Consider the following 17080-nt stretch of genomic DNA (forward strand, 5'->3'; position numbering starts at 1 on the left):
ACATAGTACAAATGACTAAACACCAAAATAAGCGTAATTGTCGAATAAATAATAATAATTTTTTTTAATGAAATTTTCACTCTTTATTGCATAAAAAAAACTTTGCACCATAAACATTCCTCATTTCGAGAAAAAGTTCGGCACAAAGATCCTTTACATCCTTTGTTACACACTTTTCCCCTCATAGTCTAGCAATTCATGGTTGCCAGGTAGAAACTTATGGACCTTATCTCCAAGATTATATGAGGCAGTGATTCTTTTCGAAGTAATCTTACCACTTGCTCTCATACGTGTCAACAAAATCTAACATTTTTCTGCATTAAATATCGAACATTTACATAAAACATACTCAAAGTATTCGTATTCTAAAGAGCACTCCTGAATGTAAGCCCTTTCTTTATTACTGAGTATAGTATATAACAAAAACACTATATAAAAAAGCCTAATTGTAAAAACAATTAGGCTTTTTTTAAGAACTTTTTTCTTGTACATCATTAATGAGCACTTCTCTCGGTTTACTACCTTCATACGGACCTACTACACCATTCATTTCCATTGCATCAATTAGGCGAGCAGCTCGCGTATAACCTACTCTAAACCTACGTTGTAACATAGAAACAGATGCTGTTTGCATTTCCACTACAAGTTGAACCGCTTCATCATATAATTCATCTTCTACTTCCTGCTTCGTATCAGGAACATCTTGCGGAATCATATCTTCTTGATATTGTGCTTTTTGCTGTCCAATGACATATTCTACAACTCTCTCAACTTCATCATCTGATAAAAATGCGCCTTGTACACGTACAGGTTTCGATGCACCAATTGGTATAAACAGCATGTCTCCACGACCTAGTAGCTTCTCTGCACCACCACCGTCAAGAATTGTACGAGAATCTGTTTGAGAAGATACAGCGAATGCAATACGTGATGGAATATTTGCTTTAATAACACCCGTAATAACGTCAACTGACGGACGTTGCGTTGCAATAATTAAATGAATACCAGCAGCACGAGCCATTTGCGCTAGACGCATAATCGCATCCTCTACATCAGACGAAGCAACCATCATTAAATCTGCTAACTCGTCCACAATTACTACAATATAAGGTAATTCGGGTTGTTTCGCTTCTGATTGACTATTATGCTCTTTTATATAATCGTTGTATCCTTCAATGTTACGTGTACCACTATGAGCAAACAATTCATAACGACGTTCCATTTCACTCACAACTTTTTTCAATGCTTGCGATGCTTTTTTCGGATCAGTTACAACTGGCGTTAACAAATGAGGCACACCGTTATATACATTTAACTCTACCATTTTCGGGTCAATCATCATTAATTTTACTTCATGTGGTTTTGCACGCATTAAAATACTAACAATAATACCGTTAATACATACACTTTTCCCGCTACCTGTCGCACCAGCTACGAGTAAATGGGGCATTTTATTTAGACGGGCTAATACCGCTTCACCTGTAATATCTCGGCCAAGACCAATTAACAACTTCTCTTCCGGATGGTTATTAGCCTTAGAATCAAGCACTTCCCTCAGTGTTACCATCGAAACTTCTGAGTTCGGAACTTCGATCCCTACAGCTGATTTCCCGGGAATTGGCGCTTCAATACGAATGTCCTTTGCAGCTAAAGCAAGGGCTAAATCATCACTTAAACTGACAATTTTGCTTACCTTTACCCCCATATCAGGATACACTTCATATTTTGTAACTGCAGGACCTCTATGTACTTTTGTTACTTTCGCTTTCACTCCGAAACTTTGGAATGTACGTTCTAATTTACGAGCATTCTCATAAATTTCCGCATTTTCATTTGTAACTTGCTTATTCTTTGGAAATTTTAATATATCAAGTGAAGGAAGCTTGTAATCTTTATTTTCTACATTTGAAAATTGCATAGGAGGTGCTTGCGCTTCACTCTCTAACGATTCAACAATTTTTTCTCCACGCTTTTTCTTTGGTTCTTCAATTGGCGGAGTCTCTTCAATAAACGGTGAAGTGATCAAATCTTCTTCCTCTACTTCGATTCGTTTATCCTCTTCTTCATTTACAGGATAATTCTCAGTGAAATTCGAAATAATCGGAGGATCAATTGAAATTTCTTCCATCGGCTCAATAATTTCTTCTTGTTCTGCAGCACGTTTGCTTCTTGTGCTTCTTGTTGTTTTTTTCTTTTCTGTTTGTTCAGCCGTTCTTTTAGCTCTCCAATCTTTATAATCCCCTTGCATCACTTGAAATTGACTTCTAAGAATTCTACCAACTGGCGCTAACACTTCTCCAATATGCTTATTTGTTATACAAAGTATACCGAGAATAACTAGAATAATACCAATGATATAAGCTCCTACTTCGTCAAATAAGAAGTAACATGTTGCGAACATAAGCGCACCAAACATACCACCACCTAAATGAACGCTATCTGGCCCCTTTTTCATTTCAAGAAAGAAGTTATCTTTCGTACTCACAATAACAGAAGTATTTTGCACTGCTCCATCTTTTGTAAGAAGGTTAAATAATGTAATATGACTAAACATTAATATCGCCAATACAATTAAATAAAATCCAATTAATCGTTTATTTAAAAGGTTCGGCCATCCGCGTTTTATAACAAAGGAAACCGATAAAGCTATTACACCTAACACACCAATTATGTACCACTCACCAAAGAAGAAGCGAAAAAATAACACAAACGATTTTCCTACAACGCCTAGCTGTAAAATCGTAATGATTGAAAGTGCAAAAAGAGTTAAACCGACAATTTCATAATACAAAGTTGGCTTTATCGTACGCCTTGCCTTTGCCTTCGTCCCTCTTTGCTTTTGTTTTGCCATTTCTTCACCTCGCGTTCTACATATAAATAAAGCTCCCCTCAAAATTCTCTATTTATATGTCTGTTTTCTCTATTTTTCAGGTCTTTATATCTTCTATTTTTACACTTCTTGTAAAATGCTAAATAAACAGAAGAAAGCAGCCTACTCATGGCTGCTCAACCGTCTTGTTTTTTATATTATACCATAGCTTCTAAACAAAATCCTTCTTTTTGCTAAAAGGTTATTTTCTGACCGGGCTCAAACTCTAAATAGTGAAGTGGGTCCGTACTTAGCACACGTACAATAGAATAACATCCATGTTCCTCTTCAGAAACCATTAATTCCACACCATTTATATTTACAACTTTTTGACTTTCACATTGTGAATAATCGGCCGGATACACAAGTTGCTCTGGCATAATTGTATATAAAATCATTGTAGCATTGTCCCTTCTGTACTATCTTCCGCACGAACATCTATTAATTCGTTTAATTTTCGAATCGCATTTCCAATACCGCCGACATCATCTATAAGACCGTACTTTACTGCATCCCCACCAATTACATTCGTCCCAATATCTCGTGTTAAATTTCCTTTCGCAAACATAAGCTCTTTAAAACGATCTTCTGTTACTTTCGAGTGCTTCGTCACAAAACGAATGACTCTTTCTTGCATCTTATCCAAATACTCAAATGTTTGTGGCACACCTATGACAAGACCTGTTAAACGAATTGGATGAATTGTCATCGTCGCAGTTTCCGCAATAAACGAATAGTCAGTAGAAACAGCAATCGGTACACCGATGGAATGTCCCCCACCTAAAACTAGAGATACTGTTGGTTTTGAAAGTGAAGCTACCATTTCAGAAATTGCTAGCCCAGCTTCAACGTCACCTCCAACCGTATTTAATATTAAAAGCAAACCTTCAATTTTCGGATTTTGTTCAATCGCAACAATTTGCGGAATGATATGCTCATATTTTGTTGTTTTATTTTGCGGTGGTAATTGAACATGACCTTCCACTTGTCCGATAATCGTTAAACAATGAATACGTGATTCATTCATCTGTGGTACATTTGTCTGTCCAAGCTGTTGAATTTTTTCAACTATTGAAGCCTCTTTTCCAGCTTCTTTTGGCTCAGCTTCTTTTTCTTCATTTGTATATCGATCACGTTCTGTCATTTCGCATCCCCTTTCACTCGTATATAACTATTATTTCTTAAGTTATAAATTTCATTCGATAGGGTTAAAAAGAAAAAAGATCACCCATAAGGGTGATCTTTTTATACTTCCATAATAATCGGTAAAATCATAGGTTTTCTCTTTGTCTCTTCGTACAAGAACTGTCCTAATAATTCACGAATATTTTGTTTTAACATTGACCATTCAATTGAATATTCTTTAATTGACTGCTCAACAATCATACGTACAATCTCTGTAGATCGTTCAATTAACGCTTCTGATTCACGAACATATACGAAACCACGTGAAATGATTTCTGGACCAGAGATAATTTTCTTTTCATCTTTACCAAGCGTTACAACAACTACTAGTATTCCATCTTGAGATAACATCTTTCTATCTCGAAGAACGATATTACCAACGTCACCTACACCTAATCCATCAATTAAAACATTACCAGCTTGTACTTTACCGACTAAGTTCGCTTCATCGTCACCAAAAGCAATTACATCGCCTTTTTCTACGATAAAGATATTTTCTCTTGTAATACCTACATCTTCAGCTAAATATGCATGTGCTTTTTGCATACGGAACTCACCATGTACGGGTACAAAGTACTTTGGTTTCATTAAATTTAACATTAATTTTAATTCTTCTTGGCTACCGTGACCTGACACGTGAACTTTTCGTTCGCCGTAATAAACAACTTCAGCTCCAGCTCTAAATAACAAATCAATAATTTTTGATACAGATATTTCATTACCCGGAATTGGCGAAGCAGCAATGATAACAGTATCACCTTTACGAATTGAAATTTGTTTATGTGCTTGTTTTGCCATCCTAGATAGAGCAGCCATCGGTTCACCTTGACTACCTGTCGTTAAAATAGCTACCTTTTTCTCTGGGAAGTTGTCTACTTCTTGTAATGAAATAACCATACCTTCTGGAACATCTAAATAACCAAGACGTCTTGCAATGTCTACTACTTTCACCATACTACGTCCTACTACCGCTACTTTTCGCCCTGTTTCAGCAGCTGCATCAAATACTTGTTGAATACGATGTACATTCGATGCAAATGAAGCAACGATAATACGACCTTCTGCGCCGTAGAACACTTTAGAGATTTCTACACCAACTTCTTTTTCTGAACCTGTATAACCTGGGCGCTCTGCGTTTGTACTATCAGATAATAAGCAAAGTACGCCTTCATTTCCGATTTGCGCCATTTTCCCAAGGTCTGCTCCACTATTTCCAATTGGAGTTTGATCGAATTTAAAGTCTCCCGTATATACGACTGCACCTTTTGATGTATGGAAACAAACGCCAACAGAATCCGGAATACTATGTGTCGTTCCGAAGAATGACACCGTTGTAGTGTTAAATTCTACTGTTGAATTTGAATCGATTGTTTTTAGGTCTACACGGCCTAACATGCCCGCTTCACCAAGTTTTTCTTGTATAAGTCCTACTGTTAATTTCGTTGCATAGACTGGAATAGATAATTTACGAAGTACATACACAATTCCACCAATATGATCTTCATGACCGTGAGTAATAAATAACCCTTTTACTCGCTCTTGATTTTCCACTAAATATGTAATATCAGGAATAACGATATCAATTCCAAACATTTCATCTCCCGGGAACATTAACCCTGCATCTACGATAAAGATTTCAGAATCAATTTCAACACAGTACATGTTTTTCCCGATTTCACCTACTCCACCAAGAGCAAATACTTTAACAGACTCATTCTCTTTTCTCTTCATGTTGTTGCCTGGTTTAAAAATCTTGCAAACACTGATTTCACTAAAATTGCAGAGACACCAGGGGAAACTCTACAACCACCATATTTTCACCGTCCAAGACGAATGTCCTTACCGTTATGCGATATCATGTCCTTGTTTATTTTTTAAACCAGGTTTCACCTCTCTTTCATTATATAAATCAAATATCTTATTCGATATGATATGAAAATTTAATTAAATTATAATTTTTCCCAATTTTGCTAAGCATACCCGTACTAAGCTACTTAGCCATATTATACCTGATACAAGAAATAGAACACAAGTTAAATCGTGCGAAAGAAAAAGTAAAAGAACGGAATGACAACAAAAGTATCGAACGTATTTCCTTTATATTTACTTCGATTTTATACTCCATATTATTTTGAAGAACTAGCCATACATACGCTAAATTCATTTCATAATAGGGAGTTTCAAGATTTATTTTTTTAGAATCCAACAAAAACACTTACAAAATGGAATTTTTTTATGAATTACGTCAAATTTGAGGGGATTTCTCTAAAAACAAACACCGTAGTTTATTACGTTTATTCCATAATATCTATCATTTTTTGACTCGATTAAAGGGGTACGATTATTTTCTTATACACATAATGAAGAAGCGATTAATATTCTTATAAGAACACATATAGGTGAGAAAACGAGGAAAAGATTTTCATATAATAAAAAATGACCTAGTTCTACACTAGGTCATTTTTTATTAACGAGGGATAGATTGCATTACAGATTGTAACGTTACTCTTTCTTCTTCTGTTAATGGAAGAAGTGGTAAACGTACAGAACCTACATCTAATCCAACCATTTGTAACGCTGTTTTTACTGGAGTTGGACTTGGCGCCATAAATAATGAATCAGTTACTCTTACAAGTAATTGATGTAATTTTTGTGCCTTCTTAAATTCTCCTGCTTGAAATGCTGTAATCATTTCTTGCATTTCGTTTCCGATAACATGAGATGCTACCGAAACGATACCTTTCGCTCCAACTGCCATAGCTGGTAACGTTAAACCATCATCACCGCTGTATACCGCAAAGTCGTCCGCTGTTTTTTCAATGATTTCTGTCATTGTTAACACATCGCCGCCCGCATCTTTAATAGCAACAATGTTTTCTATTTCTGATAAACGAACAACTGTATCAACGGAGATTTGTACAATAGATCGTCCCGGAACGTTATATAGCATAACCGGAAGCGGCGTACTTTCAGCAATTGCTTTAAAATGCTGATACATTCCTTCTTGACTCGGTTTGTTATAATACGGTGCTACTAGCATTACTGCATCCACACCAACTTCTGTTGCCTTTTTAGTTAAGTCAATAGAAGCATGCGTATTATTGCTACCTGTTCCAGCGATTACGGGCACTCTTTTATCGACAACAGATACCACATGGCGATATAACGCTACTTTCTCTTCTGAAGTTAATGTAGGAGATTCTCCTGTCGTTCCTCCTACCACGATTGCTGTTGTACCGTTATCAATTAAATAATTTACCAATTTCGTTGTCTTTGCAAAATCGATATTCCCGTTTATATCAAACGGTGTTACCATCGCGGTTGCAATTGTCCCAAAATCTATCATGGTCTCACTCCTTATTGTTCCAGTTGCTTTTCTTTTGAAAGCTCAAACGCACTATGTAATGCATTTACAGCCTCCACTAAATCAGTTTCTTTTACAAGAACCCAAATTGTTGTATGACTATCTGCCGATTGCAGGATTTGAATACCTTTTTCTGCTAAAGCTGTAACGATTTTCGCAGTAACCCCTGGGTATCCTGCCATTCCAGCCCCAACGATAGATACTTTCGCACAATGTTCTGTCACAATTGGCTCATATCCAAGGTTCTGTAATAATTTAACTGCATGACTTGATACATTATCACTCACCGTATATGCTACGCCAGTAGGTGAAATATTAATTAAATCAACACTTATTCCTTCGTTCGCCATCTCTTTAAACACATGTTGTTGCAAATCATATGCCGTTTCTTTTGCAAGCACTTTAATTTGCGTTACGTTTGATACGTGAGCAATGCCCGTAACAGGACGTTCTTCTACATCACGCCCTCTTGTAGCACCGTCATATGCTGAAATAAGCGTACCTTCACTATCAGAATACGTAGAACGTACACGAAGTGGCACTTTTGCATGCATCGCAATTTCAACTGCACGTGGATGAACGACTTTCGCACCTTGATAAGCCATGTTACAAATTTCGTTATACGTTACAGTTTGAAGATGACGTGCATCTTTTACAATACGAGGATCTGCAGTCATAACACCTTCTACATCAGTGAATATATCGATATATTCAGCATGAAGTGCAACACCTAATGCTGAAGCTGAAGTATCACTGCCTCCGCGTCCAAGTGTTGTCGTATCACCTTTTTTCGTTTGCCCTTGAAATCCTGTAACGACGATTACATCTACATTTTCTAACTCTTCATGTATACGATCGCAATTCATTTCAATAATCTTTGCATTCGTAAAGTCATCATTCGTTACAAAACCAGCTTGTGCACCATTTAATGCTGCTGCTTTTATACCGTTCTCATTCAACATATTAGAGAAAACAATTGCAGAGATTAACTCTCCGCATGATAATAATAAATCTTGCTCACGTTTAGAAATAGTAGATTCCTCTTGATTTACAAGACTTAATAACGTATCCGTTGCATATGGTTCACCTTTACGGCCCATAGCAGATACGACAGTAACTACTTTATAACCAGCAGCTAATGATTTTTTTATATGATGAAGCGCATGCTTACGTCCATTATCATCACGTACTGATGTGCCACCAAATTTTTGAACAATTATTTTCATATTTTGCACCTTCTCTTAGCCGTTTACACTAATTGTAATTTTACTAAGCGCTCTGCAATTTGAACAGAATTCCATGCAGCGCCTTTTAATAAGTTATCAGATACGACCCAAAGATGGAATCCTTTATCGTTATTTAAATCTTTACGGATTCTTCCAACGAATACTTCGTTTTTACCTACTGCAGTAGCTGGCATTGGATATAACTGCTCTTCTGGATTATCTTGCAGAACAATACCTTCCGCATTTGCAAGTAAGCTCTTTAATTCTGCTACTGTTACGCCTTCTTTTTCTACTTCGATGTAAACAGACTCAGAGTGTCCTGATACAACTGGTAAACGTACACATGTTGCCGCTACTTCTAATTCAGGCATATGCATAATTTTTTTCGTTTCGTTAATCATTTTCATTTCTTCAAACGTAAATCCATTATCTTGGAATTTATCAATCTGTGGAATCGCATTAAAAGCAATTGGGAAATGCTTCTTATCACCTGATACAGGAAGAACATTTGCCTTAACTTCTTCGCCATTTAAGATTGCTTGTGATTGTTCATGCAGTTCTTCAATAGCTGCCGCACCAGCACCTGATACAGCTTGATATGTGGAAACGATTACTCGTTTTAAACCATATTGCTGACGAACTGGCTCAAGAGCTACTACCATTTGAATTGTAGAACAGTTTGGATTTGCAATAATACCATTATGTTCTTTTAAGTCGTTTTCATTTACTTCAGGTACAACAAGTGGCACGTTTTCTGTCATACGGAATGCACTTGTATTATCAACAACAATCGCACCGCGTTTTGCTGCTTCTGGCGCTAATTGTTTCGATACAGATCCACCAGCACTAAATAGTGCGATATCTACTCCTTCAAAGCTTTCAGGAGTTGCCTCTTGAACTGTAAATTCTTCGCCTTTAAATACAAGTTTCTTACCTGCAGATCGTTTAGATGAAAGTAACGTTAATTTCCCGATTGGAAATTCTCGTTTCTCTAAAGTATTTAACATTTGTTCACCAACTGCGCCGGTTGCTCCAACTACAGCGACATGAAAAGTTTTTTGCTTTTCCATCACTATGCCCCTTTCTAGATACCAATCCTTCTATAACTTAGAATCAGAAGGAGTATACAATACCCCTTCTGATCTTAATAACGTTAATTTTATCATATTCTACAGTAAGAATGATGGTTTCATCAAAAATTGTCCGTTTTTTTTCGTTTTTTAATTCATATATCTGAATTTTTCTACGACCACCGGTTGCAATTGCTTTCCTTGCAGCGCTTCTAATACTGTATCTTCCAGTAACTCCATACGAGCTACCATTGAGTTCGGTTTTTTCTCTGGCGCATCTTGACCGAATGGGACGAAGTAGATGTTTTTTGTTGCCATTAGGCGCATGAGATTTACCCCATTTAACCCTAAAGCATCATTCGTCGAAACAGCCAATACGACAGGCTTGCCATTTCTTAACGTCGCTTTCGCTGCCATTAATACTGGAGAGTCTGTCATTGCATTTGCAAATTTACTCATAGAATTCCCTGTTAGTGGTGCAATTACCATACAATCTAGTGGAATTTTAGGTCCTAGTGGTTCTGCACCAACGATTGAATTAATTGCTTTAAAACCTGTTATTTCTTCAATCTTCTTAATCCACTCTGCTCCTTCTCCAAATCTAGTATTTGTTGATTGAACAGTGTAAGAAACAACAGGACGTACTTCTGCTCCCTCAGCAATTAATTTTTCTAAATGAGGCATTACTTCTTCGTACGTACAATGTGAACCTGTAAATCCGAAACCAATTCGTTTCCCCTTCAAACTCATTTCTTTTCCTCCTCCTTTGCAATTGCATCTGCTGCTAATAACTGAGAAAGAACATTTGCTAAAATTTGCCCAGCCGTTTTTGGGGCAACAATACCTGGTAATCCAGGTGCTAGCAATGCTTTGACTCCTCTTTTTTCCGCATATCTAAAGTCAGTACCGCCTGGTTTAGAAGCTAAATCAATCACTAACGTATGAGCTGGCATTTTTGCAATAACATTCGCTGTTACAACGAGATGCGGAATCGTATTAATTACAATATCGATATTTCCTACTTCTTTCTCTATGTCTTGCATATGAAAAGGAGAAAACATCATTTCTGTAATACGTGCAATATGTTCAGATCGTCTTGCTCCAACTTTGACATGGGCTCCTAATGATTGAAATGCTCTCGCAACACTCATTCCTGTTCTCCCAAATCCTAGAACCATTACATTGGACCCATGAATTGTATAGTCGGTATGTTGAATTACCATCATTAATGTACCTTCTACCGTTGGAATAGAATTGTATATTGCTACATCATCACGATCAAATAATTTAACAAGTTTTCGATTCGTAGTAGATACGAGATTTTCCAAGTAAGGTGTACCAATACCTGAATATATAGTAAAGTGTTCTGGTGTATTTTCAATTTGTTCTTTCGTTATTGAAACTTTTTCATTTGAAAAAATAGTATCTACTTCTCCTTTGGCATTTGTACCGGCAACCGGCAAAATAATTGCGTCTACAGAAGTGAAATCTAAATTTTGTATACTTTCTTTTGCTGCCCCTGTGAAACCATGATCTAACTGATCAAAACCTATCAAAGAAAGTTTCGCATCCAATTCAACTAGCTTACGAATTACTTCTAGCTGCCTTGCATCTCCTCCTATGACAGCAATATGCATCTCAGTCAACATTCCCTAATTCACCTTCTTTTTCTGTCATTTATAAGAAAAGTGCCTACTTTTTCTTTTTCCTCCACATCATATGTAATGTACGAGTTTATGGTGATTGAAAATCCAAATGCACATATGATTTATCAGGTTTCTATGTAGATACAAAAAAAGATGACCAAAATGGCCATCCTTCACTCCGAATTTGAACGATCTATACTATCACAAAGAAGCATATCGTGTCCGACTTTCTTTATTTGACTCCATGCCACTCTTACTTCTTGTGGTTCCTTTTTAAAACCTCCCCACTTCCCTACAGGTATTATAAGTGTTTGTATTTGTCCGTCTTTCTCATTAATCTCTAAATCCATATAACCTAAGGCTCCCATTTTTTCCGCTTTTTCTATATCTACAACCTCTTTACCGCTTAATTCACTTAATCGCATACTCACTCCACTCCCCTACTAAATTTTTCATTTGCATTGTCTATAATTAGTACCTATTCTATATGTATAAAAAAAATAACCTTCTCTCATTTAAAAAGAGAGAAGGTTATTTTCAGATACATCGTAAAAGTTGATTATAGTTTTATTCCTTTTGGAAGTTTTCCATCTGGACTAATCAATGCTGCAGAGAATTCATCTGTAAACATGTTACGAATTAACCCATCTACATTTTCTTTTGTTACAGTGTTTACACTTTCGATAATCTCATCAAGTGAACGATGCTTACGAAGTAGCAATTCATTTTTACCATTACGGCTCATACGACTATTCGTACTTTCTAAACTTAACATTAAGTTTCCTTTTAATTGCTCTTTACTATTAATAAGCTCTTTTTCTGTAATACCTGTATTTTTCAATGTTTCTAATGTTTCTTGCATTGTTTCATACAGTGTATCTAATTGTTGACTACCTGTTCCACCATACAGTGTTAACATACCTGTATCTTCATAAGAAGAATGGTAAGAAAATACTGAGTAAGCTAACCCACGTTGCTCACGTACTTCTTGGAATAAACGGCTACTCATACTACCGCCTAAAACGTTATTTAATACAATTAAGTTATAAATGTCTTCGTGTCCCATTTGTAAGCCTTTATATCCTAAACATAAATGAGCTTGTTCTGTTTCCTTTTTACGTGCTACTTTGTTAAAATGGAATATTGGACTATGTACTTGTTCACGGTTTGTTGTTCCTTCATAACTACCGAAATATTGCTCTACCGTTTGTAAGAAGGCTTCATCAATATTTCCTGCAACTGAAACAACTACATTTTCAGGTGTATAATGATCCTTAATATATTGGCGTAGCGTATCACCTGTAAACGTATCAAGTGTTTCTTCTGTTCCTAAAATAGGATATCCAAGCGGATGCGTTTCATATGTTGCTTTCGTTAACATATCATGCACAATATCGTCTGGAGCATCTTCGTACATTTTAATTTCTTCACATACGACATTCTTCTCTTTTTTCAATTCTTCTTCATCAAATGTTGAATTAAAGAACATGTCAGCTAATACATCTAAAGCATATTTAGCATGTTCATCTAGCACTTTTGCATAGTAACAAGTGTACTCTTTTGAAGTAAAAGCATTCACTTGCCCACCAATACTATCAAATGATTCTGCAATTTCGCGTGCACTACGTGTTTCTGTCCCTTTAAAGAACATATGCTCTAAAAAGTGAGAAATCCCGTTATTTTTTTCATTTTCATTTCTTGATCCCGCATGGATCCAAATACCAATCGCAACCGATCTTACGGTTGGTATATTCTCCATAACTATTCTTACACCATTTTTACAAGTATATTTTTTAATCAAAAACTTTCCTCCTACTGCCAGTTTCTCTAAATAAGTGCTATTATTTAATGATAACAAGTTTAAGGATGAATGTCATGCAAATGTATTTAATCCACACGTTTTTCATCCAGTAATTCTGTTATATTCCCTACTTTATATCCTTGTTCCTTCAATTTTTTAATCATTGTATCTAATGCTTCTGCCGTTGACGAAGTAGGATGCATTAATACGATAGCACCTGGGTGTATTTTTCTCATTACTCTCTGCAATAGTACATCTGGCTCAGGTCGCTTCCAATCGATTGTATCGACAGTCCACATAATCGTTCCCATTTGGAAATCATCAGCGATTTTCACGACTTCATCCCGAAAACTTCCACTCGGCGGGGCAAACCATCTCACCTTTTGATTCGTAGCAGCTTCAATCATTCGATTTGTTTTTTGTAACTGCTCTCGTATTTCATCAGACGATAGCGTTTTCATATTAGGGTGCGTATAAGAATGATTTCCGACTTCTTGATTTGCATCGACAATCATTTTTGCAAATCGTAAATTTTCTTTCACCCAACGTCCTTCTAAAAAGAAAGTCGCCTTCACATCATGCTTTTTCAATATTTCTAATATACGAGGCAAATACTCGTTTCCCCATGCCACATTTATTGTTAATCCCACCATCTTTTTATTCGGATGCCCCCTATAAATTGGAGCAGGTGATAAATCTTCTAAGTGGACACTCGGTGATACTTCCTTAAATTCAAGGTGTTTTTGATCAAATTCCTTTAGCTTCTTCATATTGTTATAGGATGCTTCCATATCAACTTGTCTTCCATTATATCCTGGTGTTGCTTTCCATATCTTATCAATCATCGCATTTTGAGGTGCAATCTCATATTGTTTTGCATGCTTTTGAATTTCTTCATATAAGTTATCCTGTGCAAAAACAGAATAAGAGCCTAAACTGACATATAAAGAAAATATACATATGTATGCCAATATACGAACTTTCATATAAACCCTCCCAAATTAACTATATAAAAAAACATTTTTCTTCTTATCTTTGTTAATTTGAGCGTTATAATGAAAACTATACCTATACTGACATAAAAATATATATAAATCATATTTTTACATAACAAAAAAAGCCAGTTAAACTGGCTTTCGCTTATTGCTGCTCTTGTTTGTTTTCTTCTTTAGCAGCTTCTTTTTCTTGCTCTTCTTTTAGCAATACTTTTCTAGATAGATTAACACGACCTTGCTTGTCAATCTCGATAACTTTAACCGTAATTACGTCACCGATTTTTACAACGTCTTCTACTTTACCTACACGCTCAAGTGCAAGTTCAGAAATGTGAACTAATCCATCTTTACCGCTGAATAATTCAACGAAAGCACCGAATTTCTCAACACGTTTCACTTTTCCTTCGTAGATTTCACCTACTTGTACTTCGCGAACGATATCTTCGATAATTTTCTTAGCTTTGTCGTTCATTTCTTGGTTTATTGAAGAAATGAATACTGTGCCATCTTGCTCGATGTCAATTTTAACGCCAGTTTCTTCAATAATTTTATTGATTTGTTTACCGCTCGGTCCGATAACGTCACGGATTTTATCTGGATTAATTGTCATTGTAATAATCTTTGGAGCGTACGCTGATAATTCAGTGCGTGGCTCTGGAATAACAGATAACATATGATTTAGAATGTGCACACGACCAACTTTCGCTTGTTGTAATGCCTCTTCTAAAATCTCACGAGATAGACCATCGATTTTAATGTCCATTTGTAGTGCAGTTACACCTTGTGCTGTACCTGCTACTTTAAAGTCCATATCACCTAAATGATCTTCCATACCTTGAATATCAGATAAAATTGTGTAATGCTCACCAGTTTTAACTAGACCCATTGCAATACCTGCAACTGGAGCTTTAAGTGGAACACCAGCATCCATCATTGCTAAAGTACTACCACAAATACTTGCTTGTGAAGTAGAACCATTTGATTCTAAAACTTCAGATACAAGACGTACTGTGTATGGGAAATCTTTTTCAGATGGAATTACAGGCTCAAGTGCGCGTTCTCCTAGTGCACCGTGACCGATTTCACGACGACCTGGTCCACGCATTGGTCTAGTTTCACCAACACTAAATGATGGGAAATTGTAATGGTGCATAAAGCGTTTTGATTCTTCTACACCAAGACCATCTAAAATTTGCACATCGCCTAATGCACCTAATGTACAAATACTTAATGCTTGTGTTTGTCCACGAGTGAACAAACCAGAACCGTGTGTACGAGATAAAATGCCAACCTCTGATGCTAATGGACGGATTTCGTCACCTTTACGGCCATCTGGGCGGATTTTTTCAACTGTAATAAGACGACGTACTTCTTCTTTTACAATTTTATATAAAATCTCATTTACTTGTCCTAATGTATCAGCGTCAGCTTCCTGCGCTTCGTAATGCTCAATAACACGCTTTTTCACTTCGTTAATTGCATCTTCACGTGCATGCTTCTCATGTACTTGAATTGCTGAATGCATATCTTCTTCAGCCATTTCACGTACAGCTTGGTTAAGATCAGCGTCAACTTCATAAAGTTTCACTTCTGTTTTCTCTTTACCTACAGCTTGTACAATCTCTTCTTGGAATGCAATTAGACGTTTAATTTCGTCATGACCAAACATAATTGCTTCTAACATTGTTTCCTCAGGCACTTGATCTGCTCCTGCTTCAACCATGTTAATTGCATCTTTCGTACCAGCTACAACAAGGTGAATATCACTTTGTTCTTGCTGTTCTACTGTTGGGTTGATAACGAATTCGCCGTTAATACGACCAACTGTTGCACCCGCGATTGGACCTTCAAATGGAATATCTGAAATCGATAACGCTAATGAAGAACCAAGCATAGCTGCCATTTCAGAAGAACAATCTTGATCAACACTCATTACGATGCTGACAACTTGTACTTCGTTACGGAAACCATCTGCGAAAAGTGGACGGATTGGACGATCGATTAAACGACTTGCCAAAATTGCTTTTTCACTTGGACGACCTTCACGTTTAATGAAACCGCCAGGAATTTTTCCGACTGCATATAAACGCTCTTCATAGTTTACTGTAAGTGGGAAGAAATCTACATTTTTTGCTTCTTTTGATGCAGTTGCTGTAGATAGAACCGCTGTATCGCCATATCTTACTAATACTGCTCCGTTCGCTTGTTTTGCAAGCTGACCAGTTTCAACTGTTAGCTGGCGACCAGCTAAATCTATCGAGAAGACTTGCTTTTCTTGACTCATTTAAGTACCCCTCTCAATTTAAAGTATTCAATTCTTCTATGTAAATGGATAGTATATCACAATATTCTACCTCTAGTATTGCCTAAAATTAAGTAAGCTATAAAGCGTAGAAGATATATTTTTACCTAACAAAAAAGCGGGAATATTCCCGCTTCTTTGACTATCGACGTAAGCCAAGCTTTGTGATTAATTCACGGTAACGTGTGATATCGCTATTACGAAGGTAAGTTAGTAAGTTACGACGTTTACCAACCATCTTTAATAGACCACGACGTGAATGATGATCTTTCTTGTGAGTACGTAAGTGCTCGTTTAGAGTGTTAATTTGCTCCGTTAGGACAGCAATTTGAACCTCTGGAGAACCAGTATCAGTCTCATGAGTTCTAAATTGTGCAATGATTTCATTTTTACGCTCTTGTGTTAAAGCCATCCTATTTCACCTCCTATTAATTAAACCCCCAATTACCTAGCAAGCGTCGGTGAGTCGCAATGCCAAGCAATGGTTGTCATAAAGTACATAACATAGAATACTACTTTTCATTTGAAAAAGCAAGTATATTCTTTTCGCTCACAAAATATTCTTGGGCTGTTTTCTTATCTTTTGCGATTTGTTCAACTAACTCATCAATACCGTTGAATT

At 36.5% G+C, this 17080-nt stretch carries 14 protein-coding genes and 1 riboswitch; all 14 genes read right to left on the bottom strand.

Features of this window, described 5'->3' with window-relative positions:
• Positions 1-164: 164 nt before the first annotated feature.
• A riboswitch (purine riboswitch) is annotated at positions 165-266 on the bottom strand.
• Positions 267-469: 203 nt separating this feature from the next.
• The 14 genes from HMPREF2590_RS04815 to rpsO all read right to left on the bottom strand — a co-directional run bounded on the left by HMPREF2590_RS04815 (position 470) and on the right by rpsO (position 16870).
• A complete protein-coding gene (locus HMPREF2590_RS04815; RefSeq protein ID WP_001118776.1) occupies positions 470-2851 on the bottom strand; it encodes a DNA translocase FtsK in 2382 nt (793 codons plus the stop codon).
• Between the two features lie 212 nt (positions 2852-3063).
• A complete protein-coding gene (locus tag HMPREF2590_RS04820; protein ID WP_000605020.1) occupies positions 3064-3267 on the bottom strand; it encodes a YlzJ-like family protein in 204 nt (67 codons plus the stop codon).
• Positions 3264-4013 carry a translocation-enhancing protein TepA gene (gene tepA, locus HMPREF2590_RS04825; protein ID WP_000139806.1) on the bottom strand — a complete coding sequence of 250 codons (750 nt, stop codon included), beginning with the start codon at positions 4011-4013 and terminating at the stop codon, positions 3264-3266. Before tepA ends, HMPREF2590_RS04820 begins: the two co-directional genes overlap by 4 nt.
• A gap of 101 nt (positions 4014-4114) precedes the next feature.
• Positions 4115-5785: a ribonuclease J gene (locus HMPREF2590_RS04830; protein ID WP_000823096.1), complete on the bottom strand. Its 1671-nt coding sequence runs from the start codon at positions 5783-5785 to the stop codon at positions 4115-4117.
• Between the two features lie 736 nt (positions 5786-6521).
• Entirely contained in the window at positions 6522-7400 is an 879-nt protein-coding gene (gene dapA / locus HMPREF2590_RS04840) for a 4-hydroxy-tetrahydrodipicolinate synthase (protein WP_000564763.1), read from the bottom strand.
• Between the two features lie 11 nt (positions 7401-7411).
• The gene (dapG, locus tag HMPREF2590_RS04845) at positions 7412-8644 is read right to left on the bottom strand and encodes an aspartate kinase (RefSeq protein ID WP_000692451.1); all 1233 of its coding nucleotides are present in this window, start codon (positions 8642-8644) and stop codon (positions 7412-7414) included.
• Between the two features lie 23 nt (positions 8645-8667).
• Positions 8668-9714, bottom strand: coding sequence for an aspartate-semialdehyde dehydrogenase (gene asd / locus HMPREF2590_RS04850; protein ID WP_000414846.1), 1047 nt, complete (start codon positions 9712-9714; stop codon positions 8668-8670).
• A gap of 150 nt (positions 9715-9864) precedes the next feature.
• Positions 9865-10464 carry a dipicolinate synthase subunit B gene (gene dpaB / locus HMPREF2590_RS04855; protein WP_000053596.1) on the bottom strand — a complete coding sequence of 200 codons (600 nt, stop codon included), beginning with the start codon at positions 10462-10464 and terminating at the stop codon, positions 9865-9867.
• Positions 10461-11363, bottom strand: a complete 903-nt coding sequence (gene dpaA, locus HMPREF2590_RS04860) for a dipicolinic acid synthetase subunit A (RefSeq protein ID WP_000954735.1) — start codon at positions 11361-11363, stop codon at positions 10461-10463. Before dpaA ends, dpaB begins: the two co-directional genes overlap by 4 nt.
• Before the next feature lie 170 nt (positions 11364-11533).
• Positions 11534-11785, bottom strand: a complete 252-nt coding sequence (locus HMPREF2590_RS04865; protein ID WP_001239756.1) for a YlmC/YmxH family sporulation protein — start codon at positions 11783-11785, stop codon at positions 11534-11536.
• A 134-nt stretch (positions 11786-11919) separates the two neighbouring features.
• A complete protein-coding gene (locus HMPREF2590_RS04870) occupies positions 11920-13161 on the bottom strand; it encodes a M16 family metallopeptidase (protein WP_000592989.1) in 1242 nt (413 codons plus the stop codon).
• Positions 13162-13247: 86 nt separating this feature from the next.
• Positions 13248-14147, bottom strand: coding sequence for a polysaccharide deacetylase family protein (locus HMPREF2590_RS04875; protein ID WP_000868232.1), 900 nt, complete (start codon positions 14145-14147; stop codon positions 13248-13250).
• A gap of 154 nt (positions 14148-14301) precedes the next feature.
• Entirely contained in the window at positions 14302-16440 is a 2139-nt protein-coding gene (gene pnp, locus HMPREF2590_RS04880) for a polyribonucleotide nucleotidyltransferase (RefSeq protein WP_000076754.1), read from the bottom strand.
• Between the two features lie 160 nt (positions 16441-16600).
• The gene (gene rpsO, locus HMPREF2590_RS04885; protein WP_001229392.1) at positions 16601-16870 is read right to left on the bottom strand and encodes a 30S ribosomal protein S15; all 270 of its coding nucleotides are present in this window, start codon (positions 16868-16870) and stop codon (positions 16601-16603) included.
• Between the last annotated feature and the right edge of the window lie 210 nt (positions 16871-17080).

Origin of the sequence: Bacillus sp. HMSC036E02, assembly GCF_001836235.1 — a bacterium.
Taxonomy (GTDB): Bacteria; Bacillota; Bacilli; order Bacillales; family Bacillaceae_G; genus Bacillus_A; species Bacillus_A cereus.

Excerpts from the sequence above, each read along its gene's own strand:
- HMPREF2590_RS04815 (WP_001118776.1), bottom strand. The coding sequence starts at position 2,851 with ATGGCAAAACAAAAGCAAAGAGGGACGAAGGCAAAGGCAAGGCGTACG.
- HMPREF2590_RS04820 (WP_000605020.1), bottom strand. The coding sequence starts at position 3,267 with ATGATTTTATATACAATTATGCCAGAGCAACTTGTGTATCCGGCCGAT.
- tepA (WP_000139806.1), bottom strand. The coding sequence starts at position 4,013 with ATGACAGAACGTGATCGATATACAAATGAAGAAAAAGAAGCTGAGCCA.
- HMPREF2590_RS04830 (WP_000823096.1), bottom strand. The coding sequence starts at position 5,785 with ATGAAGAGAAAAGAGAATGAGTCTGTTAAAGTATTTGCTCTTGGTGGA.
- dapA (WP_000564763.1), bottom strand. The coding sequence starts at position 7,400 with ATGATAGATTTTGGGACAATTGCAACCGCGATGGTAACACCGTTTGAT.
- dapG (WP_000692451.1), bottom strand. The coding sequence starts at position 8,644 with ATGAAAATAATTGTTCAAAAATTTGGTGGCACATCAGTACGTGATGAT.
- asd (WP_000414846.1), bottom strand. The coding sequence starts at position 9,714 with ATGGAAAAGCAAAAAACTTTTCATGTCGCTGTAGTTGGAGCAACCGGC.
- dpaB (WP_000053596.1), bottom strand. The coding sequence starts at position 10,464 with ATGAGTTTGAAGGGGAAACGAATTGGTTTCGGATTTACAGGTTCACAT.
- dpaA (WP_000954735.1), bottom strand. The coding sequence starts at position 11,363 with ATGTTGACTGAGATGCATATTGCTGTCATAGGAGGAGATGCAAGGCAG.
- HMPREF2590_RS04865 (WP_001239756.1), bottom strand. The coding sequence starts at position 11,785 with ATGCGATTAAGTGAATTAAGCGGTAAAGAGGTTGTAGATATAGAAAAA.
- HMPREF2590_RS04875 (WP_000868232.1), bottom strand. The coding sequence starts at position 14,147 with ATGAAAGTTCGTATATTGGCATACATATGTATATTTTCTTTATATGTC.
- pnp (WP_000076754.1), bottom strand. The coding sequence starts at position 16,440 with ATGAGTCAAGAAAAGCAAGTCTTCTCGATAGATTTAGCTGGTCGCCAG.
- rpsO (WP_001229392.1), bottom strand. The coding sequence starts at position 16,870 with ATGGCTTTAACACAAGAGCGTAAAAATGAAATCATTGCACAATTTAGA.